Genomic DNA, 25,048 nt, shown 5'->3' with positions numbered 1-25,048 from the left:
GCTACTACCATACAAGTATAAAAATTGGAAAAGGGAAGCGTGATCACAAAAAAAAGAGCATATTTACGCCGTGAATAAATCTAAAAAAAGCCAGACTTTGCTGTTATTCTGGACACCGGGTAGAGCATATCTTATTAATAATAAAGTACATTTTGTATTCCCGACAAAATCAAGCTCGCCCCCAGCCAGCAACAATAATCAACATCCCGCATAGCGCGACCAATGCTCCAGTCCAGTCGTAGAGACTGAGTTTTACGCCATCCACAACTCGCAGCCACAGCAGCGCCGTGCAAACATAAACGCCACCATAAGCGGCATACACTCGCCCACTGGCCGCCGGATGCAATGTTAACAGCCAGACGAAAAGCGCCAGGGAAATCCCCGCCGGAACCAGCAGCCATACGCTAGCGTTCCGTTTAAGCCATAGCCAGGGCAGGAAGCATCCGACAATTTCACACAAGGCGGTAGCAAAAAACAGTAACGTTGTTTTAATCATCTTTGTCACTCATTGACATCATGTATATTTATGGCTCGACATAATATCATCACCCTATACATCCTTCTGGTACGTTTTGCGTTCGCAGTGGATCGTGTAAAATCCCCTTTAAACATTCATGTAAGGAATGAATCATGAATATTACTTTCTGCAAACGGCTCGGACTGCTCGCTTTTCTGCTACCTTGCGCACTGGCATTTAGCGCAACGACTCATGCAGAAACCAATAAACTGGTGATTGAGTCTGGCGACAGCGCACAGAGTCGCCAACAGGCGACAATGCAAAAAGAGCAATGGAATGAAACTCGCAATCTGCGTCAAAAAGTCAATAAACGCGCCGAAAAAGAATGGGATAAAGTTGACTCCGCATTCGATAGCCGCGACAAATGCGAACAAAGTGCCAACATTAATGCCTACTGGGAACCGAATACTTTACGTTGCCTGGACCGTCGTACAGGCCGCGTAATTACCCCCTAAACTGTTATTGATATAAGGAATGTAAGGACACGTTATGACAAGCGCCCACAGTGTTAAGCTACGTCCGCTGGAGCGTGAAGATTTACGCTATGTGCATCAACTCGACAATAACGCCAGTGTGATGCGTTACTGGTTTGAGGAACCCTACGAAGCCTTTGTTGAACTCTCTGATCTGTACGATAAACATATTCACGATCAGAGTGAGCGTCGTTTCGTGGTGGAGTGCGATGGTGAAAAAGCGGGTCTGGTGGAACTGGTTGAAATTAACCATGTCCACCGCCGCGCAGAATTTCAGATAATCATCTCCCCGGAATACCAGGGTAAAGGTCTGGCAACACGCGCAGCAAAATTAGCAATGGATTATGGCTTCACTGTTCTTAATCTCTATAAGCTGTATCTGATTGTCGATAAAGAAAATGAAAAAGCGATTCACATTTACCGTAAGCTCGGTTTTACGGTCGAAGGTGAACTGATGCATGAATTCTTTATTAATGGTCAATATCGCAATGCCATTCGCATGTGTATATTCCAGCATCAGTATCTGGCGGAACATAAAACGCCGGGTCAGGCAATGCTGAAGCCGACCGCGCAATAGCGTTAATAATAATCAATGGTATTTTTGATTGTGTAAACCCGTTCGACGGCGGGTTTTTCCGCTTCATCAACAATGATCAATTGGCAGTCCACCGGATTGGCGTGGCTGTCATATTCACAGCTTTGCTTAACATTACCAACTTGTTGATTATTCAGTAAAGTAACTGCCGTGTAATCGAGTTTTTTGATCGGATCAGGTGACGGTGTTGCAGTGACTGATAACGTTTTGTCGTTGCTTACTGTGGTTTTACCCAGCGGATAGCCCTGTTCATCATACCTATAATCCACCTTCATCTGTTTACTGCTGGCTTTAACTACAAAGCCATTATCATCGGTTTCCCAACTCACTCCGGCGGAAGGTAATTCTGCTAACTGACATTTACCCTGTAAACGTACTTTTTTCTCCAGTGTCTGCGCGTCACGGTAATAATTCGCATCCAGCACTAAGGCAACCACGGTATTATTTTCCAGATCCAATAATTCAAGCGAATCGAAGCAACCTTCTTCCGATAAGCTGCCTGAAACACGTTTCGTCACTTCCCCTTGTTCATTCATCAATGTCTGGGTGAAATCTTTAACCGGACCACGCAGCGGATCAAAATCAAATTCATTAGAGAAACTGGCCATCTCTGGCGTAAAAGAAAACGTCACTTCTGCGCGATCGCATCCTGTAAGCATTATCGCGAGCAAACATGGCAGTAATTTGAAATTCACTTTAGTCACCAGACAGTAGAGATTATTATCAATCATAGTAGTAAATACAGTACTTTACACGTGAAATGCTATGCTTAGTGAGTAATATTCATTTAAGGAGCCAATGATGAAAATCTCAACTTATTGCGCCGCTCTACTGCTCACAATTGCCTCACCCGCCGTGCTGGCCGCGCCAGATTCTTGTGAACGGATAAAGAGCGATATTTCACAGCGTATTATCAATAACGGTGTGCCAGAAAGTAGCTTTACTTTAAGTATTGTGCCGAATGATCAGGTCGATCAGCCTGACACCAGGGTGGTTGGCCATTGTGCCAATGATACGCATAAAATTCTCTATAGCCGCACCACCAGCGGTAACAATTCTGCCCCTGCACAACCGACTCAGGATGGCGCGCCTGCCGAACCGCAATAAAAAGTATGATGGACGCTGGCGCGTCTTATCAGGTCTACATTCTGCAACGTGCTTGTGTTAGGGTTAACTCTCAAACTGGGCGGTGAGATGATCGGGCGAGCGCTATTTTATGGCCTGCATATGACTGTCGGAATGGCCGTCGCAGGTTAACAACTTGGTGCGGAGTAAGCCGCACGTTTCAGGATGATAGGAATGACGCATTTTTCACAACAAGATAATTTTTCTGTCGCGGCGCGCGTGCTGGGGGCGCTGTTTTATTACGCCCCAGAAAGCGAGGAAGCCGCGCCTCTGGTTTCTGCACTTACCAACGATGGCTGGGAAACTCAGTGGCCTCTGCCGCAAACTTCTTTAGTGCCGCTGGTAACGGCTTTTCAGCAACAAAGTGAAGAGTCGCGTGCGCAGGCCTGGCAGCGTTTATTCGTTGGCCCGTGGGCGTTGCCGTCCCCGCCGTGGGGATCGGTCTGGTTGGATCGTGAATCGGTACTGTTTGGCGATTCAACGTTGGCGCTTCGTCAATGGATGCGCGAAAAAGGCATTCAGTTTGAGATGAAGCAAAACGAACCTGAAGATCATTTTGGTTCCTTGCTACTGATGGTGGCCTGGCTGGCGGAGAACGGTCGTCAGACTGAGTGCGAAGAGTTGCTGGCGTGGCATCTTTTACCGTGGTCGACGCGCTTTCTCGAGGTGTTTATCGAAAAAGCAGAACACCCTTTTTACCGCACGCTTGGTGAACTGGCTCGCTTAACGCTGGCTGAGTGGCAGTCACAATTGCTGATTCCCGTCGCAGTTAAGCCGCTGTTTCGTTAAGGTTCCCGTAGCATTACCGGATGGCGACATTAGCGCGCCATCCCATATTAAATAAGTTACAGTGTCACACCATTTCCCCACATAAAGCACGTACAGCTTTTGCGCCTGACGTCTTTTCCCGCAAAATAGATGCCCGTGTTTAAATTGCCATTTCTACTCATGCATCATCTACACCTTTACCCGGATCTGCGCACCCTGTTTCGTCGTCTGCTTATCGCAACGATAATCGGTATTCTCGCGGCGTTTGCCGTTGCCGGATTCCGTCATGCCATGCTGTTGCTGGAGTGGTTGTTCCTGAGCAATGATTCCGGGAGTCTGGTCAATGCTGCGACAAACCTTTCTCCGTGGCGACGCTTGTTAACTCCTGCGCTCGGCGGTCTGGCGGCAGGTTTATTGCTCATGGGCTGGCAGAGAGTTACGCAGCAACGACCCCATGCGCCGACCGATTATATGGAAGCGTTGCAGAGCGAGGGGCAGTTCGATTACGCAGCAAGCCTGGTAAAATCACTTGCCTCTCTGCTGGTGGTGACCAGCGGTAGCGCAATTGGCCGTGAAGGCGCGATGATTCTGCTGGCGGCTCTTGCTGCATCCTGGTTTGCCCAACGTTTTACGCCGCGTGAAGAGTGGAAATTATGGATTGCCTGCGGTGCTGCGGCAGGCATGGCTGCAGCCTATCGCGCACCGCTTGCCGGGAGTTTATTTATTGCCGAAGTGCTGTTTGGCACCATGATGCTGGCCTCTCTTGGCCCAGTGGTGATTTCAGCCGTGGTGGCATTGCTTGTCAGCAATCTTATTAATCACAGCGATGCATTGCTCTACAGCGTTCAGCTCGAGGTGACGCTGCATGTGCAGGACTATGCGCTAATTATCAGTGCCGGCGTGCTGGCTGGTCTTTGCGGACCATTACTGTTGAAAATGATGAGCGCCAGTCATCAAGGTTTTGTTCACCTAAAACTGACGCCGCCCTGGCAGTTGGCGTTAGGGGGGTTGATCGTCGGCCTGCTTTCCCTGCTCACGCCTGCCGTATGGGGCAATGGTTATAGTACGGTGCAATCCTTTTTAACCACCCCACCACTGTTTACGGTCATTGCTGCGATCTTCATCTGCAAACTTTTTGCCGTGCTGGCCAGTAGCGGTTCCGGCGCGCCTGGCGGCGTGTTTACGCCAACGCTATTTATCGGGCTTGCAATTGGCATGCTGTATGGACGTAGCCTGGGGTTATGGCTTCCAGGCGGCGAAGAAATGACGCTTTTACTCGGACTAACAGGGATGGCAACACTGCTGGCTGCGACCACGCATGCGCCAATTATGTCAACATTGATGATATGTGAAATGACCGGGGAGTATCAGCTACTCCCCGGTTTATTGATTGCCTGCGTGATCGCGTCGGTAATGTCGCGGACCTTACACCCTGACTCTATCTACCGACAGCACACTACGCAGCATGGCTAAGCGGATGTATTGACCCAGTTCTCGCTGTTCAGCGCGGGGCAGATAAGGCAGTTCACCAATGAGCGGTGCCGGGAGTTTTTTACCCAGCACATCAATGATTTCAGCATAATGCGCTAACCCAGGGTTAATACGATTAGCCACCCAGCCAATGAGCGGCAGACCGTCGTTCGCAATCGCTTGTGCGGTCAGAAGCGCATGGTTAATACAGCCTTCCTGAATGCCCACCACCATCAACACCGGTAGCTGCTCCTGGACCACCCATTCAGAGAGCGGACGCAGATCATTCATCAGGCTGCGCCATCCGCCAGTCCCCTCAACGACAACATGATCAACTTTGTCAGTCAGGTTAGCCAGACCATCTGAAATGAGCGTGTAATTGATTGGACAACTGTGCGCCACGCTACTTTCTTCTTCGCTTAACGCAATGGGATTGACTGCTTCATAAGGCAGTTCAATTGATGAAACACTCTGCAACACCAGGGCATCTTTATTACGCAGCCCCTCAGGTGTCTCTTTGCTCCCCTTCGCTACGGGTTTGTATCCCGCAACCGTTTTTCCCTGGGAGGCTAACGCTTGTAGCAATGCGCGGGAAACCACCGTTTTCCCTACAGAAGTGTCTGTACCTGTTATAAAGAAACGCTTCAGCATCACTAACTCCACCGTTATGCTTCACTAATATAAGCCAGGAAAATAATTCAACGTGGAAAGTCTAAGTTATGCTTTCTGCACTCAATTTGAGATAGCGCAAATTTTGGTAGAACAGTTAAAAAATGTTAACCCTGCAACAGACGAATCAGCAAAGATCCATTATATAGCGCATCTTTTACCAGCGCGGCCCCTGCCATTGTCCCCTGATTGGTGAACTGAGTGCTCTCAACGCTAATATGCTGGCTGTATGCAGGAAGCGCCTGCTGACGGATGCTGTCAGAAATCACAGGGAACAGAATATTTGCCGCTTTGCTTAACGGCGAGCCAATCAGTATTTTTTGTGGGTTAAATAAATTCACCATGATGGCCAGAATGCGCCCAACATGCGCGCCTACGCCAGTGATAATATCCTTTGCCAGCAAGTCACCCTGCAACGCCGCATGGCATAATGAATCCACGCTCAAAGGCTGCCCGTGCAACATCGAACTCATTGACTGATTAAGGCGTAATTGCGCCAGTTCGAGGATGCTGTCCACACTGGCGATGGTTTCCAGACAACCGTGGTTACCGCAATAACAGCGTTTACCATACGGATCCACCTGGGTATGACCAATTTCTACCAGGCTACTGCTTCCGGCATGTAACAAGTGACCGTCGGTAATCACGCCCGCGCCAACATTGTGATCAATTACCACCTGAATCACATCGCGCGCCCCGCGAGAGGCTCCAAATAATGCCTCGGCCATCGTCCATGCACTAATATCATGCTGAATGTAAACCGGTACACCTGTGTGCTGCTCCAGCGCTTCGCCGAGCGGCATCTCTTTCACATCCTCGTAAAACGGCATCCGGTGCACAATACCATTTTCCGTATCAATAATTCCCGGCAAAGTAATGGCGATGGATGTCAGGCGTTCGAGTTTTTTCTGATGACGGATAAAAAACTGATCAATATGCGCAATGATACGTTCCAGCAAAGGCAATTCATCCTGAAGCGCCAGCTCCAGTGTCTCTTCCACCACCAGCTTGCTGCTTAAATCACGCAGGGCAAGAAAAATTAAACCACGACTGATGCGCAGAGAAAGATAATGCCAGGCTTCTGTTTCCACCACCAACCCCACCGCAGGGCGGCCACGGTTTCCCCCTTCTTTAATTTCTAACTCTTGCACCAGGTGCGCTTCTAGCATTTCGCGGACAATTTTGGTGATACTGGCGGGAGCCAGTTGCGCCATGCGGGAAAGGTCGATACGCGAAATGGGACCAAGCTGATCAATCAGGCGATAAACAGCACCCGCGTTGGTCTGCTTTATTTGATCAATATGTCCAGGCTGGTTTTCTGCAACCACCTTATACTCCCTATATTTTCGCGCTCCGAAATAATCTGTAGGCTATGGTGAAACACTTCAATGCGTGCCGTCAAATTTTTACTTAGCCATGTGATTAACAGCACACTTTTCGGGTTTTTTAGCTGAATTTTACCTCACCTGAGAGCATTCAGCAGCTGAATACGAAAGTTTCGCGCTGCCGGACTTTGTTCATGATGCGTCGGCCAGACCAACCACATTTCAGAAACCGCATCTTCTTCAGCAATAGGTATCCAACGCATTTCATTAAGCTGAACACGCTTAAATGAGGCGGGTAAAATCGAAACGCCCAAACCGGCAGACACAAGGCCAATGATGGTCATCGCCTCGCCCACTTCCTGGGTAATAACCGGTGTAAGATTGTAGCGTCGCATCAGGCCCAGAATGTCATCATAAAGCCCTGTCCCAACGTGAGGATCAAAGAAAACAAACGGCTCTTTTGCCAGTTCCGCCAACGTAACTACAGATTTACTCGCTAACGGATGATCGTGCGGAATCATCGCCATAAGCGGTTCATGCACAATTACCGCATGGTTCAACGTCTCCGGCAGCAAAGTATTGCGTAACAGTCCCATATTGAGCGTCCCTTCGATAAGGGGCGCAATTTGCTCGCGGGTATTCATCTCGCGCGTCTGCAAATGGACATCAGGAAATTCGCGGCGAAATAACGATAAGGTATCTGACACTGCGCGAATGAATGGCGCCGATGAGGTAAAACCAATGCGTAACTCTCCCGCCTCCCCCTGATGCAGTCGTTCTGCCCGCGCTGCGGCATCGTCTACCAGAGAAAGAATTTGACGACTATCGGCAAGAAATTGTTTGCCCGCAGCGGTGAGCGCAACGCTTCGATTGGTCCTGGCCAGCAGGCGCGCGCCAATTTGTTGCTCCAACGCCTGAATCTGTTGGCTTAGTGGCGGTTGAGAAATATTCAGGCGCGCAGCAGCACGACCAAAATGCAATTCTTCTGCAACAGCGATGAAGTAACGTAGGTGACGCAATTCGATATTCATATTTCATACATATTATTTGAGACTATTAATATATTAGACATAACAATTCGATTTTCCTACTCTATTCCTGAGCTAACACAACGCGCATATTTAGTAAGGATTTCAAGTGAGTCGTACCACAACTGTTGATGGTGCTCCGGCAAGCGCCACTGACAAGCAAAACGTTTCCCAGCCAAACCAGTTCATCAAACGCGGTACGCCGCAATTTATGCGCGTGACCCTGGCGCTTTTTTCTGCCGGACTGGCAACCTTCGCACTTCTCTATTGTGTGCAACCTATCCTTCCGGTTCTTTCGCAGGAGTTTGGCTTAACACCCGCAAACAGTAGTATTTCACTGTCCATTTCAACGGCAATGTTGGCTATCGGTTTGCTGTTTACTGGCCCGCTTTCCGATGCCATTGGTCGTAAGCCGGTGATGGTTACGGCGCTGTTATTGGCCTCCATCTGCACGTTACTTTCGACGATGATGACCAGCTGGCACGGTATTTTGGTGATGCGCGCCTTGATTGGCCTTTCATTAAGCGGCGTGGCTGCGGTGGGCATGACCTACCTTAGCGAAGAGATCCACCCGAGTTTTGTCGCCTTTTCGATGGGGTTGTACATCAGCGGTAACTCGATTGGCGGCATGAGCGGACGCTTAATTAGCGGTGTTTTCACCGATTTCTTCAGCTGGCGAATTGCACTGGCAGCGATTGGCTGTTTCGCACTGGCCTCGGCGTTAATGTTCTGGAAAATTCTTCCAGAATCTCGCCATTTCCGCCCTTCCTCACTGCGCCCTAAAACATTGTTTATCAACTTCCGTCTGCACTGGCGCGACCAGGGATTGCCTTTATTATTTGCAGAAGGTTTTTTGCTGATGGGCTCATTCGTCACCCTGTTTAATTATATTGGCTATCGCTTGATGCTTTCTCCGTGGCATGTCAGCCAGGCGGTGGTGGGTTTATTATCGCTGGCCTATTTGACCGGTACCTGGAGTTCACCAAAAGCCGGAACCATGACCACCCGCTTCGGACGCGGTCCGGTGATGCTCTCTTCGACAGGTGTCATGCTTGTTGGCCTGTTAATGACATTGTTCAGTTCGATATGGCTGATTTTTGCCGGGATGTTGCTCTTCTCCGCCGGATTCTTTGCTGCTCACTCGGTCGCCAGCAGCTGGATTGGCCCCCGTGCTAAACGCGCCAAAGGCCAGGCTTCCTCGCTGTATCTGTTCAGTTACTACGTGGGTTCAAGTATTGCCGGAACATTAGGTGGGGTCTTCTGGCATAACTACGGTTGGAACGGCGTTGGCGCCTTTATTGCGTCGATGCTGGTGGTCGCGATTATAGTGGGTACACGTTTGCACCATCGATTGCACGCCTGAAAAAATAAGCCCGGGCTGAGTAAAATACCCACCCGGGCTTATTGTCTGCTCAACTCAACGTTAATAACCATCCTAAAATAGACGAAGCGCCAGCCAATTCCCGCAGCGCATCTAATGTCATCAGGATAATAAATACCCAAATTAGCGGATTCATTTACTGTGTGTCATTTATTGATGATGCAAAGTAATTCTACCGTTTTGGGAACAGAGAAATAGTAAACTCGATCAAGACTACTGATATTAGTAGGGAATTTACCTTAAGTCACATCGCGTTATTATTTACCAATTTACTTTGTACATATCGTTACATGCCGAAACCAACCACTCACGGAAGCCTCTCATTACCCGAGATATAGTCATTACATCGGCCCCGTAGTGGGGTTGCATAAAAAAACCAAATTGAGGGTATGACAATGAAAAAAGTATTAGCTCTGGTTGTTGCCGCTGCGATGAGTCTCTCTTCTGCCGCTTTTGCCGCAGAGACTGCGACCACACCTGCCCCTGCAACTACTGCCACCAAAGCTGCACCTGCAAAAACCATGCATCATAAAAAACAGCATAAAGCAGCACCTGCCCAAAAAGCGCAGGCGGCTAAAAAGCATCATAAAAAAGCGAAAACTGAACAGAAAGCTCCGGAACAAAAAGCACAAGCCGCGACAAAACACACCAAGAAACACAGCCATCAGCAACCTGCAAAACCAGCTGCCCAACCAGCAGCTTAAGTTTTCAACAGCAATAATGGCGCGCCCCCTCGCGCCTGAAAATTACGGCGCTAGACGGATAACGTTTAGCGCCGCCTTAAGCGGAGGGTACTATGGTGGGCCGTTATCGCTTTGAGTTCATTCTTATCATCCTTATTTTATGTGCATTGATTGCCACTCGCTTTTATCTTTTCTGATCGTAGTTATCTGATTTCACTCCCACTTTAATCCCGTCCCAGCTATAGTATTTATGAGGGTTTGCTTTTAATAATCATAATTACCCACCAGAGTGTGATATGCGTACAACCATTGCTGTAGTGCTGGGTGCAATTAGTTTGACATCTGCATTGGTATTTGCAGATAAACCTGACAGTCCTGAATCGGCTAATGATGAAGTCAGCACCCTTTTTTTTGGTCATGATGATCGAGTGCCAGTAATTAACACGACCCAATCTCCGTGGGATGCGGTTGGGCAACTGGAGACTGCCAGTGGAAATCTCTGCACGGCCACCCTGATTGCGCCCAATCTCGCATTAACGGCGGGTCACTGTTTATTAACGCCGCCAAAAGGCAAACCAGACAAAGCAATTGCGCTGCGTTTTGTGTCGAATAAGGGGCTATGGCGCTATGAGATCCACAACATTGAAGGACGCGTTGACCCGACATTAGGTAAACGGTTAAAGGCAAATGGAGATGGCTGGATTGTCCCGCCTGCTGCTGCGCCGTGGGATTTTGGTTTGATTGTGCTGCGCAATCCGCCTTCTGGCATTACACCCTTACCACTTTTCGAGGGAGACAAAGCAGCACTCACCGCCGCATTAAAAACGGCAGGTCGTAAAGTGACCCAGGCAGGCTATCCCGAGGATCACCTGGATACGTTGTACAGTCATAAAAATTGCGAAGTGACTGGCTGGGCGCAAACGTCGGTGATGTCGCATCAGTGCGATACCCTGCCGGGTGACAGCGGTTCGCCGCTAATGCTGCATACTGATGACGGCTGGCAGTTGATTGGCGTGCAAAGTTCGGCGCCTGCGGCTAAGGATCGCTGGCGGGCCGATAACCGGGCTATCTCTGTTACCGGCTTTCGCGACAAACTGGAAGAGTTATCCCGGCAATAGCATTTAAATGCTGCCCGAAAATACGGGCAGCATAAACATCAGGCGAGTTTCACCATGATCATTCCGGCTAACAACAGGACCAGACCAACCCAGCCTTTGCGGTTTAACCGCTGACCAAACAGGACCCAACCTGCTGCTAATGTGGCGACAATACCAAACCCACCCCACAGCGCATACGCCACTGACAAGTCGATCCCTTTCACTGCCTGGGATAGTGCACTAAAAGCAGCAAGTACCGCCGCCAGCGACAGCAAGCCATAGACTTTACGGCGAAAGCCATCAGAAAATTTCAAAAAGACGTTAGCAATAATTTCCAGCACTATCGCCAGTGCCAACCAGGCGGCGTGAATCCATTCAAACTGAGCCATGATTCTGCTCCAGCGTAGATTTACGCACTTTACGTGTACCCGATTTAATCAATACAATCCCGGCAACCAGAGTTGTTAACCCGACAATTTTCATCAGCGATAAACTTTCATCAAATAACAGAACGCTAAACAGCGTAATAAATAAAATACCGATACCTTCCCACAGCGCATAGGCTACGCCTAACGCAATTTTTTTAACGGCGAAAGAGAGAAGTATATATGACAGAGAAATCATCACCAGCATTAAAATAAACCCACTGTTTCCATCACTGACGCTAGCCCATTTCATAGATAACGTGCCGGTAATTTCTGTGGCAATAGCCAGACCTAATAAAATCCAATAAAAATACATTACCCTTCTCCTGCAAGAGAATTATTTTAATATTCGCTTAATTCAGCGAAAGTAAAGTGGTCAAGCCCAGCGCATAGCGCAAGCTTCGGCAGAAGAAAGGACTAAAGCGCGTTGCGCCAGTGCTGCTCACCTGCGAGCAAGATAGTGGATGAGGTACGAAGATGGGTAAATGTAGAAAATAACGTCCTGAACAAATTGTCCATAAAATTACAATTATCCGCAGTGTTGCTTCTCGTCATCGCGGATGATAATTGTCCTCGGTAGTTGAACACGTCTGATTTGTATCATAGCTTAAGAATTAACTCAAAACATTTTCACTTCTTTACCTGAGTGGTTTGATTTTCGTTATAATGCCGCAGCAAAAAAGAAAATATTATTAGCGAAGGAAGAAAAAACGAGGATAAACATGGCAAAGCCGATCATCACGCTCAATGGCTTAAAAATCGTCATTATGCTGGGAATGCTGGTCATTATTCTGTGCGGTATCCGGTTTGCCGCCGATATCATCGTCCCCTTTATCCTCTCTCTATTTATCGCGGTAATTCTTAACCCGCTGGTACAACGCATGGTTCGCTGGCGAGTGCCGCGCGTGTTGGCGGTGTCAATTTTGATGACCATTATCGTGATGGCGATGGTGTTAATGCTGGCCTATCTCGGTTCAACACTCAATGAACTGACCCGCACTTTGCCACAGTATCGCAGCTCAATCATAAAACCCCTGCAGGCTCTGGAACCTTTATTACAGCGCGTGGGGATTGATGTCTCAGTTGACCAACTGGCGCATTACATTGATCCGAACTCGGCAATGACGTTGCTCACCAACTTACTGACTCAGTTATCTAATGCCATGTCGTCAATATTTTTACTGTTGCTGACGGTGTTGTTTATGCTGCTCGAAGTGCCGCATCTGCCCGGTAAACTCCAGCAAATGATGGCGCGTCCGGTTGAAGGGATGGCGGCAATTCAGCGCGCGATTGACAGTGTGTCGCATTACCTGGTACTAAAAACCGCTATCAGCATCATCACCGGACTGGTCGCCTGGGCGATGCTCGCTGCACTGGATGTTCGCTTTGCTTTTGTCTGGGGATTGCTGGCCTTTGCGCTTAATTACATACCCAATATTGGTTCAGTTCTGGCAGCGATTCCCCCTATCGCTCAGGTACTGGTGTTTAATGGTTTCTACGAGGCGTTACTTGTACTGGCGGGATATCTGCTGATTAATTTGGTCTTCGGCAATATTCTGGAGCCACGCATTATGGGGCGCGGGTTAGGACTTTCCACACTGGTGGTTTTTTTGTCATTAATTTTTTGGGGATGGTTGTTAGGTCCCGTGGGAATGCTGCTTTCTGTGCCATTGACGATTATTGTCAAAATTGCACTTGAGCAAACGGCGGGAGGCCAAAGCATCGCCGTTCTGTTAAGCGATCTCAATAAAGAGTGACGGCCTCCGTAGAGGCCGTTGAGGTTACAGAGCTTTGAGGATTGCATCCACGCTGGCTTTGGCGTCACCAAACAGCATGTGGGTGTTCTCCTTGAAGAACAGCGGGTTTTGCACGCCAGCATAGCCGGTGTTCATCGAGCGTTTAAAGACAATCACGTTCTGCGCTTTCCACACTTCCAGCACAGGCATACCAGCAATCGGACTCTTCGGATCATCCTGCGCCGCCGGGTTAACCGTATCGTTAGCACCAATCACCAGTACGGTATCGGTATCAGCGAAGTCATCGTTGATTTCGTCCATTTCCAGCACGATGTCATACGGTACTTTCGCTTCCGCCAGCAACACGTTCATATGCCCTGGCAAACGGCCCGCAACCGGGTGAATCCCGAAGCGCACGTTGATACCGCGCGCACGCAGTTTCTCGGTGATTTCTGCGACCGGATACTGTGCCTGCGCTACCGCCATGCCGTACCCTGGAGTAATGATTACTGAATGCGAGTTTTTCAGCAGCTCCGCCGTCTCTTCTGCGGTGATTTCGCGGTGCTCGCCCACTTCCTGATCATCGCCGGTAGAGGAACCATCAGTGCCGAAACCGCCCGCAATGACGCTGATAAAGGAACGGTTCATCGCCTTACACATAATGTAAGAAAGAATCGCGCCCGACGAACCGACCAGCGCACCGGTCACAATCAGCAGGTCATTACTGAGCATAAAGCCCGCCGCTGCCGCCGCCCAACCGGAGTAGGAGTTCAGCATCGACACCACCACTGGCATATCTGCACCACCGATGGAAGCCACCAAATGCCAACCGAATACCAGCGCAATAGCGGTCATTATCAGTAATGCCAGCACCTGCAAGCCAACACTATCGGTACGAACAAACACCATCAACAGCAGGAAGGAAACGACCAATGCAGCCAGGTTCATTTTATGGCGGTTTGGCAGCATCAACGGTTTAGACGAAATCTTTCCGCACAGCTTACCGAACGCCACAACCGAACCGGTAAAGGTTACCGCACCAATAAAGATGCCAAGGAACACTTCCGTCAGGTGAATATTGGCCAGAATCGGTGCCATTCCCGCGTCATGATGCAGATAGCTGTTAAAGCCAACCAGCACCGCCGCCAGCCCCACGAAACTATGCAGGATCGCCACCAGTTCCGGCATTTCGGTCATTTCGACTTTCTTCGCCAGACGGATACCAATCGCGCCACCAATGACCATCGCAACCAGGATCCAGCCAACATTGCCAGTATCCGGCCCGAAGATAGTTGCAATTAACGCAATCGCCATCCCGGCAATACCGAAGTTGTTACCACGGCGAGACGTTTCATGTTTAGAAAGCCCGGCCAGACTGAAGATAAACAGGATCGCGGCAACAATGTATGCAGCTGTAACTAATCCTCCAGACATATGTTACCCCTTAGTTTTTGCGAAACATTTTCAGCATGCGCTGAGTCACGGTAAAGCCACCGAAAATATTAATGCTGGCGATAAGCACCGCGATAAAACTAAGGAAGCTAACCCAGCCGCCCTGGCCAATCTGCAATAGAGCTCCGACAACAATAATTCCTGAAATCGCGTTAGTAACCGACATCAGCGGCGTATGCAACGCGTGGGAGACATTCCACACCACGTAATAACCTACCACGCAGGCCAGCGCGAAAACGGTAAAGTGCCCGAGGAATTCTTTCGGTGCTACGCTTGCCAACCAGCCGAAAAGGATGATTGCCAGCGCCATCAGCGCGTATTTACGCCACGGTGAGCAGGCACATTTTTCTTCGGTTTTAACATCAGGTGCCGCTTTCTGTGCTGCCTGCGGTTGGACTGAAACCTGAATCGGCGGCGCCGGCCAGGTAATTTCGCCAGAACGGATCACGGTCACGCCGCGAATCACCACATCATCAAAATCAACCGTGATATTGCCGTCTTTCTCTTTGCACAACAGTTTCAGCAGATTGACAAGGTTGGTGCCGTAAAGCTGTGAGGATTGCGTCGGCAGGCGACCAGGAAGATCGGTGTAGCCAATCACTTTGACGCCATTCTCCGTGGTGAAGATTTCACCCGGCACGGTGTATTCACAGTTACCACCGTTTTGGGCTGCCAGGTCGACAATCACACTACCCGACTTCATAGAATCAACCATTTCACGGGTAATCAGTTTCGGTGCTGGTTTGCCTGGAATAAGCGCAGTGGTCACAATGATATCGACCTCTTTTGCCTGGGCGGCAAAGAGTTCCATTTCTGCTTTGATGAACGCTTCCGACATCACTTTGGCGTAACCATCGCCACTACCTGCTTCCTCTTTAAAATCCAGCTCGAGGAACTCCGCGCCCATACTTTGAACTTGTTCTTTCACTTCCGGGCGAGTATCAAATGCACGCACAATTGCGCCGAGGCTGTTTGCTGCGCCAATGGCGGCCAGACCAGCAACACCCGCACCAATCACCATCACTTTTGCGGGCGGCACTTTACCTGCTGCGGTGATTTGCCCGGTAAAGAAACGCCCAAACTCATGAGCCGCTTCAACAATGGCGCGATAGCCGGCGATATTCGCCATCGAACTTAATGCATCAAGCGATTGCGCGCGAGAAATGCGTGGTACAGAGTCCATCGCCATCACCGTCACGTTACGCTCCGCGAGTTTTTGCATTAACTCCGGATTCTGCGCGGGCCAGATGAAGCTCACCAGCGTGGTTCCCGGATTTAGTAACGCAATTTCATCATCTAACGGCGCATTGACCTTCAGAATGATCTCTGACTGCCAGACGTTATTCCCTTCTACAATTTCGGCGCCCGCTTGCACAAACGCTTTATCGTCAAAACTAGCCAGTTGACCTGCGCCGCTCTCTACCGCGACGGTAAAACCTAGTTTCAGCAACTGCTCCACTGTTTTTGGCGTTGCTGCAACACGGGTTTCATTGGTTAACCGTTCTCTTGGTATGCCAATTCGCATGATATTCCCTTCCATCGGTTCTATTGATGATGGTTTGCCTGTGTTTTTGATACACAAGCCGCTCATGTACGAGCTAAATGTTACTCCGTTAAAATAAATTAGTAACAAACGCCTATAACGTACTGAAAATAATGCCTGTGATCTAGCGTCAAAAATCAGTATTTCGGCGTGAACTCGCAAAATATTAACGATTCAGCCTTGATAGCGGGATAAACACCATAGAACACAGGATAATGGGCGATAATTGTCTTTGATAATCAGGTAAAACATGAGATATCACCGACGCCAGCCACCGGTTAACATTAAATTAACTTATACAATTCAGCCAGTTCAGTCATTCTTCTGTTATTGTGGCTATTTTTTAAGCACGGACGCTCATTCGAGCAGATTTAAAATCAAATCAAGAAGTCTGATATGAAAAAATCACGCAGACAGTTACACACTTTAAATGCAATAATCAGCCACGTTTCTCGTTAATAACAATACCAGTACCTGGTTTGCGCAAGGCGAAGGATTATTTTTATGAAGCTTAAGAACACCCTCCTGGCGTCGGCACTGCTTTCTGCTACGGCATTTTCCGTTAACGCAGCAACAGAACTGACACCGGAGCAAGCGGCAGCGGTTAAACCTTTTGACCGTGTAGTGGTTACCGGTCGTTTTAATGCCATTGGCGAAGCGGTTAAAGCCGTTTCCCGTCGCGCTGATAAAGAAGGCGCCGCCTCTTTTTATGTTGTCGACACTTCAGATTTCGGTAACAGCGGTAACTGGCGTGTAGTTGCCGATCTTTATAAAGCCGATGCTGAAAAAGCAGAAGCTGATAAGAATCGCGTTTTTAATGGCGTTATTGAACTGCCTAAAGACCAGGCTGTTTTGATCGAACCGTATGACACCGTTACCGTCCAGGGCTTCTTCCGCAGCCAACCGGAAGTGAACGATGCCATCACCAAAGCAGCAAAAGCGAAAGGTGCCTACTCTTACTACATCGTTCGCCAGATAGATGCCAACCAGGGCGGCAACCAGCGTATTACTGCGTTCATCTACAAACAAGATGCTAAAAAACGCATCGTCCAGAGCCCGGATGTGATCCCTGCGGATTCTGATGCTGGTCGCGCGGCACTGGCCGCAGGTGGCGAAGCCGCGAAGAAAGTTGAAATCCCGGGCGTTGCCACCACTGCATCACCAAGTGCTGAAGTTGGTCGTTTCTTTGAAACTCAGTCCTCAAAAGGCGGACGTTACACTGTCACGCTTCCTGACGGCACCAAAGTAGAAGAATTAAACAAAGCGACCGCAGCAATGATGGTCCCGTTCGATAGCATTAAGTTCTCGGGTAACTACGGCAACATGACCGAAGTCTCCTACCAGGTTGCTAAACGTGCCGCGAAGAAAGGTGCTAAGTATTACCACATTACCCGCCAGTGGCAGGAACGTGGTAACAACCTGACCATCAGTGCAGACCTGTATAAATAAATAACTATTCAGTATCACATTAAGGCGGCTTTATGCCGCCTTTCAGATTTTTAGCTACAAATTTTCCCGCAACCATTGCATGCCGCCACTTCTCTTCGTAAAATCCCGCGCTTTAGTGGCATTCACCATTTTTATGCGTTTTGCCCTAATATTTATTCTTCTGAACACGTTTTAAATACTGGATATCGATGGAAAAGAAACTGGGACTGAGCGCACTCACCGCGCTGGTATTAAGCTCAATGCTGGGCGCGGGTGTTTTCAGTCTGCCGCAAAATATGGCGGCGGTTGCCAGCCCGGCAGCACTGCTCATCGGCTGGGGTATTACTGGCGCTGGCATCTTATTGCTGGCCTTTGCCATGCTGATCCTGACACGCATTCGTCCCGACCTTGACGGCGGTATTTTTACCTATGCACGGGAAGGGTTTGGCGAGTTAATCGGCTTCTGCTCCGCATGGGGATACTGGCTATGTGCGGTTATCGCCAACGTCTCTTATTTGGTTATCGTCTTTTCCGCATTAAGTTTCTTCACCGATACGCCGGAACTACGCCTGTTTGGCGATGGTAACACCTGGCAATCGATCGTCGGTGCATCGGCATTGTTGTGGATTGTTCACTTTTTGATTCTGCGCGGCGTACAAACCGCCGCCAGCATTAACCTGGTGGCGACATTGGCAAAATTATTGCCGCTTGGTTTGTTTATTGTGCTGGCGATGATGATGTTCAAACTGGACACCTTCAAGCTCGACTTTACAGGCCTTGCGCTTGGCGTGCCGGTATGGGAACAGGTGAAAAACACCATGCTAATCACACTGTGGGTATTTATTGGTGTGGAAGGTGCGGTGGTTGTTTCTTCACGGGCGCGGAATAAACATGATGTTGGCAAAGCAACGCTTCTGGCGGTGCTTTCTGCACTGGGCGTTTATTTATTAGTCACGCTGCTTTCGCTGGGGGTGGTTGCTCGTCCTGAACTGGCTGAGATTCGTAACCCGTCTATGGCCGGTCTGATGGTGAAAATGATGGGGCCGTGGGGCGAGATTATCATCGCTGCCGGATTGATCGTTTCTGTTTGTGGCGCGTATTTAAGCTGGACCATTATGGCGGCAGAAGTCCCCTTCCTGGCAGCTACCCATAAGGCATTCCCGCGTATTTTTGCGCGCCAGAATGCACAAGCAGCGCCGTCTGCCTCGCTGTGGCTGACCAACATCTGCGTGCAAATTTGTCTGGTGCTGATTTGGCTGACTGGTTCCGATTACAACACGTTGCTGACCATCGCCTCAGAGATGATTCTGGTGCCCTATTTCCTGGTTGGCGCATTCTTGTTGAAAATCGCTACTCGTCCACTGCATAAAGCGGTAGGTGTCGGCGCCTGCATTTATGGCTTATGGTTATTATACGCTTCAGGCCCAATGCACCTGTTGTTGTCCGTCGTTTTGTATGCGCCAGGGCTACTGGTCTTCCTGTACGCGCGTAAAACGCATACACATGATAATGTATTGAATCGTCAGGAAATGGTGCTGATTGGCATGCTGTTAATTGCCGCAGTTCCGGCAACCTGGATGCTGGTGGGATAACGTTCGTCCCATCGTATGCTTGCAAAGGAGATTAACGATGGGGAAAACCCAGCCCTTGCCAATATTAATCACTGGTGGAGGCCGTCGCATCGGCCTCGCTCTCGCCTGGCATTTCATTCATCAAAAGCAACCGGTGATTGTCAGCTATCGAACGCACTATCCTGCCATTGATGGACTGATTAATGCGGGTGCGCAGTGTATTCAGGCTGATTTTTCAACGAACGACGGCGTGATGGCGTTTGCCGATGAAGTGTTAAAAACCACTCACGGCCTGCGTGCCATTTTGCATAACGCCAGTGCGTGGATGGCAGAAAAACCAGGTACGCCACTGACTGATGTTCTGGCCTGCATGGTGCAGATCCATGTTAATACCCCTTACCTGCTCAACCATGCGCTGGAAAGATTACTGCGCGGTCACGGACACGCCGCCAGCGATATCATTCACTTCACCGATTATGTGGTGGAGCGCGGAAGCGACAAACATATTGCCTATGCTGCAAGTAAAGCGGCACTGGATAATATGACCCGTTCGTTTGCCCGCAAGCTGGCACCGGAAGTGAAAGTGAATTCTATTGCGCCATCGCTGATCCTGTTTAACGAGCATGATGATGCCGAATATCGCCAACAGGCGCTGAATAAATCACTGATGAAAACCGCGCCTGGTGAGAAAGAAGTTATCGATCTTGTCGATTACTTACTCACCAGTTGCTTTGTAACCGGACGCAGTTTCCCGCTTGATGGCGGTCGTCATTTGCGTTAATGCAGCTTCATCCAGCAAATAATTAGCACCCATGCGCTTAACCCCCAGCACGCAACAGAACCCACAAAAGCAGCGGGCAAGCGCATGATTCCGGTGAAATACCACAACGACGCCAGATAAACAAAATAGGGAATAATCGACCACATACTGAAAACGATTGTGGCGCGTAAAGCTTCAATGCCGCGTTCACTGACAACAATATAATGCGCGATAAGCGCAAAGGTCGGGAAAAGCGGGATCAGCCCGGCGATATAGTAATTTTTCGTTTTTGCTAATACACCAATCAACACCACCACCAGCGCACCAAGCGCGGCTTTGATTACCAGCCCCATTGTTTTACCTTAACACTTCCATAACAAGTCATCTGTAGAATACCCGATGCAACCTTGTTTAGAAACGATTGATAGTAAGTAAAATCAGCGCGGTGTATTGTGACGTTTTTATATCTGCCGTGAATAATATGAACACTATCGTTTTTGTGGAAGATGACACAGAAGTTGGTTCACTGATTGCCGCGTACCTGGCAAAGCATGATATGCAGGTTACCGTGGAACCGCGCGGCGACCATGCCGAAGAGACAATTCTGCGGGAAAATCCGGATCTGGTGCTGCTCGATATCATGCTGCCTGGCAAAGACGGAATGTCCATCTGCCGCGATTTACGCGCAAAGTGGTCCGGGCCGATTGTTCTGCTGACCTCTCTCGATAGCGATATGAACCACATTCTGGCGCTGGAAATGGGCGCCTGCGACTATATTCTCAAAACAACGCCCCCCGCTGTTCTGTTGGCGCGTTTACGTTTACATTTGCGCCAGAACGAACAAGCGACGCTGACCAAAGGTATTCAGGAAACGTCTCTGACACCTTACAAACCATTGCATTTCGGTACGTTAACTATCGACCCCATCAACCGCGTAGTGACGCTTGCTAACCATGAGATTTCCCTCTCGACGGCTGATTTTGAATTGTTATGGGAATTAGCCACCCATGCCGGACAAATTATGGACCGGGATGCGCTGCTGAAGAATTTACGCGGCGTAAGTTATGACGGGCTGGATCGTAGCGTGGATGTAGCTATTTCGCGGTTACGAAAAAAACTGCTCGATAACGCTGCCGAACCCTACCGCATTAAAACCGTGCGTAACAAAGGCTATCTTTTTGCGCCTCATGCGTGGGAATAAGCGATGAAAAAACTGTTTATCCAGTTTTATCTTTTGCTGTTTGTCTGCTTTCTGGTGATGTCTCTGCTGGTTGGCCTGGTGTACAAATTTACCGCCGAACGCGCGGGCAAACAGTCACTGGATGATTTGATGAACAGTTCGCTGTATCTGATGCGTAGCGAATTACGCGAGATCCCTCCGCACGACTGGGGAAAAACGCTGAAGGAGATGGATTTAAATCTCTCTTTCGATCTGCGCGTCGAGCCGCTGAGTAAATATCATCTCGATAATAACGCCATGCACCGATTGCGTGGCGGAGAGATTGTTGCTCTGGATGATCAGTACACTTTTTTACAGCGTATCCCGCGCAGCCACTACGTGCTTGCCGTGGGTCCCGTTCCTTATCTTTATTTCCTCCATCAAATGCGTTTGCTGGATATCGTGCTGATCGCCTTTATTGCCATCTCCCTCGCCTTTCCGGTGTTTATCTGGATGCGTCCGCACTGGAAAGACATGTTAAAACTGGAAGCGGCGGCGCAACGATTCGGCGATGGGCATCTCAATGAACGTATTCACTTTGATGAGGGTTCAAGCTTTGAACGACTTGGCGTGGCGTTTAACCAGATGGCGGACAATATCAACGCGTTGATTGCCAGTAAAAAGCAGCTTATCGATGGCATTGCCCATGAACTGCGAACGCCATTAGTGCGCCTGCGTTATCGGCTGGAGATGAGCGACAACCTGAACGCCATAGAGTCCCAGGCCTTGAATCGCGATATCAGTCAACTGGAAGCTTTAATTGAAGAACTGCTGACTTATGCCCGGCTCGATCGCCCACAAAATGAACTGCATCTTAGCGAACCAGACCTGCCGTTGTGGCTGTCAACACATCTGCAAGATATTCAGGCCGTGACCCCCGACAAAACGGTACGGATAAAAACGATCACGCCAGGTAATTACGCGGCACTGGATATGCGCTTAATGGAGCGCGTGCTGGATAACTTACTCAACAACGCCCTGCGCTACTGCCATTCAACCGTTGAAACCAGCCTGCTACTGGCAGGAAACAGAGCAACATTGATTGTTGAAGATGATGGTCCGGGAATTGCGGCAGAAAATCGCGAGCATATCTTTGAACCCTTTGTTCGCCTCGATCCCAGCCGGGACCGTGCAACTGGTGGCTGTGGGCTGGGGCTGGCGATTGTCCACTCCATCGCTCTGGCAATGGGCGGTACGGTCAATTGTGACACTAGCGAACTGGGGGGCGCCCGCTTCTCGTTCAGCTGGCCACTGTGGCACAACATCCCGCAATTTACTTCTGCCTGACACCAAACGCACGGTGGTTAAGTTGTCGTCAATGTGCTATAAATAAAGTATGTTGTAACTAAAGTGGTAATTTTATGGCCCGTTACGATCTTGTTGACCGACTCAATACGACTTTTCGCCAGATGGAACAAGAACTGGCAGCGTTTGCCGCTGAACTTGAACAGCACAAGTTGCTGGTTGCCCGCGTGTTCTCGTTACCGGAGGTCAAAAAGGAGGATGAGCATAATCCGCTTAATCGCATTGAGGTTAAGCAACATCTCGGGAAAGAAGCGCAGGCGCTGGCACTACGTCATTTCCGCCATTTGTTTATTCAACAACAGTCCGAAAATCGCAGCAGCAAGGCGGCTGTTCGTCTGCCTGGCGTGTTGTGCTATCAGGTCGATAACCTTTCACAAACGGCGCTGGCAAGTCATATACAGCGCATCAATCAACTTAAAACCACTTTCGAGCATATCGTTACGGTTGAGTCAGAACTGCCTACAGCAGCGCGTTTTGAATGGGTACATCGTCATTTGCCGGGGCTGATTACCCTTAATGCTTATCGCACGCTCACCGTTCTGCACGACCCCGCCACTTTACGTTTTGGCTGGGCGAATAAACATATCATTAAAAATTTGCATCGTGATGAGGTGCTGGCGCAGTTGGAAAAGAGCCTGAAATCGCCACGTAGCGTTGCACCGTGGACGCGCGAGGAGTGGCAGGGAAAACTGGAACGCGAGTATCAGGATATTGCCGCCCTGCCACAGGACGCGAAGTTAAAAATCAAACGTCCGGTGAAGGTTCAGCCAATTGCCCGTGTCTGGTACAAGGGGGATCAAAAACAAGTTCAGCACGCCTGCCCGACACCGCTTATCGCGCTGATTAATCGGGATAATGGCGCAGGCATGCCAGACGTTGGTGAGCTGTTAAATTACGATGCCGACAATGTTCAGCATCGTTTTAAACCCCAGGCGCAGCCGCTTCGTTTGATCATTCCCCGGCTGCACCTGTATGTCGCAGATTAACGCCCTGCTTTCATACTGCCGACCATCTGTTCTGGTCGCACCCAGCTATCAAACTCAGCTTCGCTAAGATAGCCCAGCGCAAGGGCGGCAGCTTTTAAGGTCAGCCCTTCTTTATGCGCTTTTTTGGCGATCTCCGCAGCTTTGTCATAGCCAATATGGGTGTTTAGCGCGGTCACAAGCATCAGCGATTCATTGAGTAGTTGGTTGATACGCTCGCGATTTGGCTCTATTCCCACCGCGCAGTGTTTGTTAAAACTTTCCATGCCATCTGCCAGCAAGCGCACCGATTGCAGGAAATTGTGGATCACCATCGGACGGAAGACGTTCAGTTCGAAGTTACCAGATGCGCCGCCGATGTTGATTGCCACGTCATTCCCCATCACCTGGCAGCAAAGCATGGTTAATGCTTCACACTGCGTTGGGTTCACTTTTCCCGGCATGATTGAACTGCCCGGCTCGTTTTCCGGGATTGAGATTTCGCCAATGCCGCAACGCGGGCCAGAGGCCAGCCAGCGGACATCATTGGCAATTTTCATCAGTGACGCCGCCAATCCTTTTAACGCACCGTGCGCCTGAACCAGCGCATCACAGGTCGCCAGTGCTTCAAATTTGTTCGGTGCGGTAACAAACGGCGCACAGGTAATGACCGAAAGCTCGTCCGCCACGCGACGGGCATACTCCGGATGGGTGTTCAGCCCCGTCCCTACAGCAGTCCCCCCCAGCGCCAGTTCCGCCACGTGTGGCAGGCTGTATTCAATATGTTTGAGGTTATGCTCCAGCATCGCTACCCAGCCAGAAATCTCCTGCCCCAGGGTCAGCGGCGTAGCGTCCTGCAAATGGGTACGACCAATTTTGACGATATCGGCAAATGCGCGGGATTTCTCATTCAGAGTCTGTGTCAGGGTTTTAAGCTGCGGAATGAGTTGCTTGCGCAGCGCCAGCAGCGCCGCAACGTGCATCGCCGTCGGAAAGACATCGTTGGAACTTTGGCTTTTGTTCACGTCGTCGTTAGGGTGAACTTTACGTTCCATCCCGCGCACACCGCCGAGTAATTCACTGGCCCGGTTAGCCAGCACTTCGTTCATGTTCATGTTACTTTGCGTGCCGGAGCCGGTCTGCCAGATAGCCAGTGGGAATTCGTCGTCATGCTGTCCTGCGAGTACTTCATCCGCCGCCTGCCGAATAGCACTCGCTTTCTCTTCAGACAGCAAGCCTAAATCTTCATTAACTTTTGCCGCTGCGCGCTTGGTTAGCGCCAGCGCATGAATCAGTGAGGTTGGCATTTTCTCCGTCGAAATGCGGAAATGCTCCAGCGAGCGTTGAGTTTGTGCGCCCCACAGCTTATCTGCCGGGACATCGATCGCACCCATCGAATCTTTTTCGCTGCGTACTGTTTTCATGGCCTGCTCCTCACCTGATTAATTTTTTTCTTCTTTGCTTACGTTAAGCAACTTTTAGCTCACTCATTATTTACTATTTGATAACAAATGTT

Annotated in this window: 27 protein-coding genes and 1 pseudogene; 17 read left to right on the top strand and 11 right to left on the bottom strand. The window is 49.6% G+C overall.

Going from position 1 to position 25,048, the window contains the following annotated elements; translation table 11 throughout:
- Positions 1–169: 169 nt before the first annotated feature.
- Complete coding sequence (locus D9597_RS22390) at positions 170–496, bottom strand: YnfA family protein (protein ID WP_064529976.1); 327 nt, start codon at positions 494–496, stop codon at positions 170–172.
- Between the two features lie 134 nt (positions 497–630).
- On the opposite strand from D9597_RS22390, the gene D9597_RS22385 reads away from it, so the two are divergent.
- Both D9597_RS22385 and speG read left to right on the top strand, forming a co-directional pair.
- A complete protein-coding gene (locus tag D9597_RS22385; protein WP_130224788.1) occupies positions 631–972 on the top strand; it encodes a DUF1283 family protein in 342 nt (113 codons plus the stop codon).
- Positions 973–1,006: 34 nt separating this feature from the next.
- The gene (gene speG / locus D9597_RS22380; protein WP_064529978.1) at positions 1,007–1,567 is read left to right on the top strand and encodes a spermidine N1-acetyltransferase; all 561 of its coding nucleotides are present in this window, start codon (positions 1,007–1,009) and stop codon (positions 1,565–1,567) included.
- A gap of 2 nt (positions 1,568–1,569) precedes the next feature.
- Here speG and D9597_RS22375 read toward each other — a convergent pair whose 3' ends face one another.
- Positions 1,570–2,280: a YnfC family lipoprotein gene (locus D9597_RS22375; RefSeq protein WP_130219131.1), complete on the bottom strand. Its 711-nt coding sequence runs from the start codon at positions 2,278–2,280 to the stop codon at positions 1,570–1,572.
- 106 nt (positions 2,281–2,386) lie between these two features.
- Here D9597_RS22375 and D9597_RS22370 point away from each other — a divergent pair, with 106 nt between their 5' ends.
- From D9597_RS22370 to clcB, 4 genes and pseudogenes are all read left to right on the top strand, one after another.
- Positions 2,387–2,692 carry a DUF1161 domain-containing protein gene (locus tag D9597_RS22370; RefSeq protein WP_130224836.1) on the top strand — a complete coding sequence of 102 codons (306 nt, stop codon included), beginning with the start codon at positions 2,387–2,389 and terminating at the stop codon, positions 2,690–2,692.
- Positions 2,693–2,743: 51 nt separating this feature from the next.
- A pseudogene (locus tag D9597_RS22365) lies at positions 2,744–2,842 on the top strand (dimethylsulfoxide reductase); the annotation flags it as partial.
- 42 nt (positions 2,843–2,884) lie between these two features.
- Positions 2,885–3,499, top strand: coding sequence for a Tat proofreading chaperone DmsD (dmsD, locus tag D9597_RS22360; RefSeq protein ID WP_130224786.1), 615 nt, complete (start codon positions 2,885–2,887; stop codon positions 3,497–3,499).
- Between the two features lie 159 nt (positions 3,500–3,658).
- On the top strand, positions 3,659–4,951 hold the full coding sequence (gene clcB / locus D9597_RS22355; RefSeq protein ID WP_130224784.1) for a voltage-gated ClC-type chloride channel ClcB: 1,293 nt from the start codon (positions 3,659–3,661) through the stop codon (positions 4,949–4,951).
- On the opposite strand, the gene bioD is transcribed toward clcB, so the two are convergent.
- The 3 genes from bioD to D9597_RS22340 all read right to left on the bottom strand — a co-directional run bounded on the left by bioD (position 4,904) and on the right by D9597_RS22340 (position 7,973).
- Positions 4,904–5,599, bottom strand: coding sequence for a dethiobiotin synthase (gene bioD, locus D9597_RS22350; RefSeq protein WP_130224782.1), 696 nt, complete (start codon positions 5,597–5,599; stop codon positions 4,904–4,906). The genes clcB and bioD overlap by 48 nt on opposite strands.
- Positions 5,600–5,724: 125 nt before the next feature.
- Entirely contained in the window at positions 5,725–6,945 is a 1,221-nt protein-coding gene (mlc, locus tag D9597_RS22345; RefSeq protein ID WP_130219069.1) for a sugar metabolism global transcriptional regulator Mlc, read from the bottom strand.
- Between the two features lie 134 nt (positions 6,946–7,079).
- Entirely contained in the window at positions 7,080–7,973 is an 894-nt protein-coding gene (locus D9597_RS22340) for a LysR substrate-binding domain-containing protein (RefSeq protein ID WP_130224780.1), read from the bottom strand.
- Between the two features lie 106 nt (positions 7,974–8,079).
- Here D9597_RS22340 and D9597_RS22335 point away from each other — a divergent pair, with 106 nt between their 5' ends.
- The 4 genes from D9597_RS22335 to D9597_RS22320 all read left to right on the top strand — a co-directional run bounded on the left by D9597_RS22335 (position 8,080) and on the right by D9597_RS22320 (position 11,152).
- A complete protein-coding gene (locus tag D9597_RS22335; protein WP_130224778.1) occupies positions 8,080–9,333 on the top strand; it encodes an MFS transporter in 1,254 nt (417 codons plus the stop codon).
- Positions 9,334–9,746: 413 nt separating this feature from the next.
- The gene (asr, locus tag D9597_RS22330; RefSeq protein ID WP_240780459.1) at positions 9,747–10,055 is read left to right on the top strand and encodes an acid resistance repetitive basic protein Asr; all 309 of its coding nucleotides are present in this window, start codon (positions 9,747–9,749) and stop codon (positions 10,053–10,055) included.
- A 92-nt stretch (positions 10,056–10,147) separates the two neighbouring features.
- Positions 10,148–10,231, top strand: a complete 84-nt coding sequence (locus D9597_RS22325) for a hypothetical protein (protein ID WP_000233091.1) — start codon at positions 10,148–10,150, stop codon at positions 10,229–10,231.
- Positions 10,232–10,330: 99 nt separating this feature from the next.
- On the top strand, positions 10,331–11,152 hold the full coding sequence (locus D9597_RS22320; protein WP_130209303.1) for a serine protease: 822 nt from the start codon (positions 10,331–10,333) through the stop codon (positions 11,150–11,152).
- Positions 11,153–11,190: 38 nt separating this feature from the next.
- Here the strand turns inward: D9597_RS22320 and mdtI are convergent, their stop codons facing one another.
- Together mdtI and mdtJ are read right to left on the bottom strand one after the other, a co-directional pair.
- A complete protein-coding gene (gene mdtI, locus D9597_RS22315) occupies positions 11,191–11,520 on the bottom strand; it encodes a multidrug/spermidine efflux SMR transporter subunit MdtI (protein WP_130219061.1) in 330 nt (109 codons plus the stop codon).
- Complete coding sequence (gene mdtJ, locus D9597_RS22310) at positions 11,507–11,872, bottom strand: multidrug/spermidine efflux SMR transporter subunit MdtJ (protein WP_130209307.1); 366 nt, start codon at positions 11,870–11,872, stop codon at positions 11,507–11,509. The genes mdtI and mdtJ overlap by 14 nt, the downstream gene beginning before the upstream one ends.
- A 406-nt stretch (positions 11,873–12,278) precedes the next feature.
- Between mdtJ and tqsA the strand changes: the two genes are divergently transcribed.
- The gene (tqsA, locus tag D9597_RS22300; protein WP_130224774.1) at positions 12,279–13,313 is read left to right on the top strand and encodes an AI-2 transporter TqsA; all 1,035 of its coding nucleotides are present in this window, start codon (positions 12,279–12,281) and stop codon (positions 13,311–13,313) included.
- 24 nt (positions 13,314–13,337) lie between these two features.
- Here tqsA and pntB read toward each other — a convergent pair whose 3' ends face one another.
- Both pntB and pntA read right to left on the bottom strand, forming a co-directional pair.
- On the bottom strand, positions 13,338–14,726 hold the full coding sequence (gene pntB / locus D9597_RS22295; RefSeq protein WP_130209313.1) for a Re/Si-specific NAD(P)(+) transhydrogenase subunit beta: 1,389 nt from the start codon (positions 14,724–14,726) through the stop codon (positions 13,338–13,340).
- Between the two features lie 10 nt (positions 14,727–14,736).
- On the bottom strand, positions 14,737–16,269 hold the full coding sequence (pntA, locus tag D9597_RS22290; RefSeq protein ID WP_130219055.1) for a Re/Si-specific NAD(P)(+) transhydrogenase subunit alpha: 1,533 nt from the start codon (positions 16,267–16,269) through the stop codon (positions 14,737–14,739).
- Between the two features lie 522 nt (positions 16,270–16,791).
- On the opposite strand from pntA, the gene ydgH reads away from it, so the two are divergent.
- The 3 genes from ydgH (at position 16,792) to folM (ending at position 20,067) form a co-directional block, all read left to right on the top strand.
- Entirely contained in the window at positions 16,792–17,736 is a 945-nt protein-coding gene (gene ydgH / locus D9597_RS22285) for a DUF1471 family protein YdgH (protein WP_130209317.1), read from the top strand.
- Positions 17,737–17,924: 188 nt separating this feature from the next.
- Positions 17,925–19,307, top strand: a complete 1,383-nt coding sequence (locus D9597_RS22280) for an amino acid permease (RefSeq protein WP_130209319.1) — start codon at positions 17,925–17,927, stop codon at positions 19,305–19,307.
- A gap of 37 nt (positions 19,308–19,344) precedes the next feature.
- On the top strand, positions 19,345–20,067 hold the full coding sequence (gene folM / locus D9597_RS22275; RefSeq protein WP_130224772.1) for a dihydromonapterin reductase: 723 nt from the start codon (positions 19,345–19,347) through the stop codon (positions 20,065–20,067).
- Here the strand turns inward: folM and D9597_RS22270 are convergent.
- Positions 20,064–20,399 (bottom strand): GlpM family protein, encoded by a 336-nt coding sequence (locus tag D9597_RS22270; RefSeq protein WP_130209323.1) that lies wholly within the window; start codon positions 20,397–20,399, stop codon positions 20,064–20,066. The two genes, folM and D9597_RS22270, sit on opposite strands and share 4 nt — an antisense overlap.
- Before the next feature lie 128 nt (positions 20,400–20,527).
- On the opposite strand from D9597_RS22270, the gene rstA reads away from it, so the two are divergent.
- From rstA to tus, 3 genes are all read left to right on the top strand, one after another.
- The gene (gene rstA, locus D9597_RS22265; RefSeq protein WP_130209325.1) at positions 20,528–21,247 is read left to right on the top strand and encodes a two-component system response regulator RstA; all 720 of its coding nucleotides are present in this window, start codon (positions 20,528–20,530) and stop codon (positions 21,245–21,247) included.
- Between the two features lie 3 nt (positions 21,248–21,250).
- Positions 21,251–22,552, top strand: coding sequence for a two-component system sensor histidine kinase RstB (gene rstB, locus D9597_RS22260; protein WP_130224770.1), 1,302 nt, complete (start codon positions 21,251–21,253; stop codon positions 22,550–22,552).
- Between the two features lie 74 nt (positions 22,553–22,626).
- Positions 22,627–23,556 carry a DNA replication terminus site-binding protein gene (gene tus / locus D9597_RS22255; protein ID WP_130219049.1) on the top strand — a complete coding sequence of 310 codons (930 nt, stop codon included), beginning with the start codon at positions 22,627–22,629 and terminating at the stop codon, positions 23,554–23,556.
- Here the strand turns inward: tus and fumC are convergent.
- Positions 23,553–24,956, bottom strand: coding sequence for a class II fumarate hydratase (fumC, locus tag D9597_RS22250; protein WP_130219047.1), 1,404 nt, complete (start codon positions 24,954–24,956; stop codon positions 23,553–23,555). The genes tus and fumC overlap by 4 nt on opposite strands.
- Between the last annotated feature and the right edge of the window lie 92 nt (positions 24,957–25,048).

Source organism: Escherichia sp. E13S3, assembly GCF_004212325.1.
Taxonomy (GTDB): Bacteria; Pseudomonadota; Gammaproteobacteria; order Enterobacterales; family Enterobacteriaceae; genus Escherichia.
The sequence above is the reverse complement of the archived record's forward strand: the minus strand, read 5'-3'. Positions and strand labels throughout refer to the sequence as shown.

Coding starts and splice junctions, on each gene's coding strand:
- D9597_RS22390 (WP_064529976.1), bottom strand. CDS start 496: ATGATTAAAACAACGTTACTGTTTTTTGCTACCGCCTTGTGTGAAATT.
- tus (WP_130219049.1), top strand. CDS start 22,627: ATGGCCCGTTACGATCTTGTTGACCGACTCAATACGACTTTTCGCCAG.
- rstB (WP_130224770.1), top strand. CDS start 21,251: ATGAAAAAACTGTTTATCCAGTTTTATCTTTTGCTGTTTGTCTGCTTT.
- D9597_RS22340 (WP_130224780.1), bottom strand. CDS start 7,973: ATGAATATCGAATTGCGTCACCTACGTTACTTCATCGCTGTTGCAGAA.
- D9597_RS22320 (WP_130209303.1), top strand. CDS start 10,331: ATGCGTACAACCATTGCTGTAGTGCTGGGTGCAATTAGTTTGACATCT.
- D9597_RS22370 (WP_130224836.1), top strand. CDS start 2,387: ATGAAAATCTCAACTTATTGCGCCGCTCTACTGCTCACAATTGCCTCA.
- D9597_RS22280 (WP_130209319.1), top strand. CDS start 17,925: ATGGAAAAGAAACTGGGACTGAGCGCACTCACCGCGCTGGTATTAAGC.
- clcB (WP_130224784.1), top strand. CDS start 3,659: ATGCATCATCTACACCTTTACCCGGATCTGCGCACCCTGTTTCGTCGT.
- speG (WP_064529978.1), top strand. CDS start 1,007: ATGACAAGCGCCCACAGTGTTAAGCTACGTCCGCTGGAGCGTGAAGAT.
- D9597_RS22325 (WP_000233091.1), top strand. CDS start 10,148: ATGGTGGGCCGTTATCGCTTTGAGTTCATTCTTATCATCCTTATTTTA.
- D9597_RS22385 (WP_130224788.1), top strand. CDS start 631: ATGAATATTACTTTCTGCAAACGGCTCGGACTGCTCGCTTTTCTGCTA.
- D9597_RS22270 (WP_130209323.1), bottom strand. CDS start 20,399: ATGGGGCTGGTAATCAAAGCCGCGCTTGGTGCGCTGGTGGTGGTGTTG.
- mdtI (WP_130219061.1), bottom strand. CDS start 11,520: ATGGCTCAGTTTGAATGGATTCACGCCGCCTGGTTGGCACTGGCGATA.
- pntA (WP_130219055.1), bottom strand. CDS start 16,269: ATGCGAATTGGCATACCAAGAGAACGGTTAACCAATGAAACCCGTGTT.
- pntB (WP_130209313.1), bottom strand. CDS start 14,726: ATGTCTGGAGGATTAGTTACAGCTGCATACATTGTTGCCGCGATCCTG.
- asr (WP_240780459.1), top strand. CDS start 9,747: ATGAAAAAAGTATTAGCTCTGGTTGTTGCCGCTGCGATGAGTCTCTCT.
- fumC (WP_130219047.1), bottom strand. CDS start 24,956: ATGAAAACAGTACGCAGCGAAAAAGATTCGATGGGTGCGATCGATGTC.
- bioD (WP_130224782.1), bottom strand. CDS start 5,599: ATGCTGAAGCGTTTCTTTATAACAGGTACAGACACTTCTGTAGGGAAA.
- folM (WP_130224772.1), top strand. CDS start 19,345: ATGGGGAAAACCCAGCCCTTGCCAATATTAATCACTGGTGGAGGCCGT.
- dmsD (WP_130224786.1), top strand. CDS start 2,885: ATGACGCATTTTTCACAACAAGATAATTTTTCTGTCGCGGCGCGCGTG.
- rstA (WP_130209325.1), top strand. CDS start 20,528: ATGAACACTATCGTTTTTGTGGAAGATGACACAGAAGTTGGTTCACTG.
- mdtJ (WP_130209307.1), bottom strand. CDS start 11,872: ATGTATTTTTATTGGATTTTATTAGGTCTGGCTATTGCCACAGAAATT.
- ydgH (WP_130209317.1), top strand. CDS start 16,792: ATGAAGCTTAAGAACACCCTCCTGGCGTCGGCACTGCTTTCTGCTACG.
- tqsA (WP_130224774.1), top strand. CDS start 12,279: ATGGCAAAGCCGATCATCACGCTCAATGGCTTAAAAATCGTCATTATG.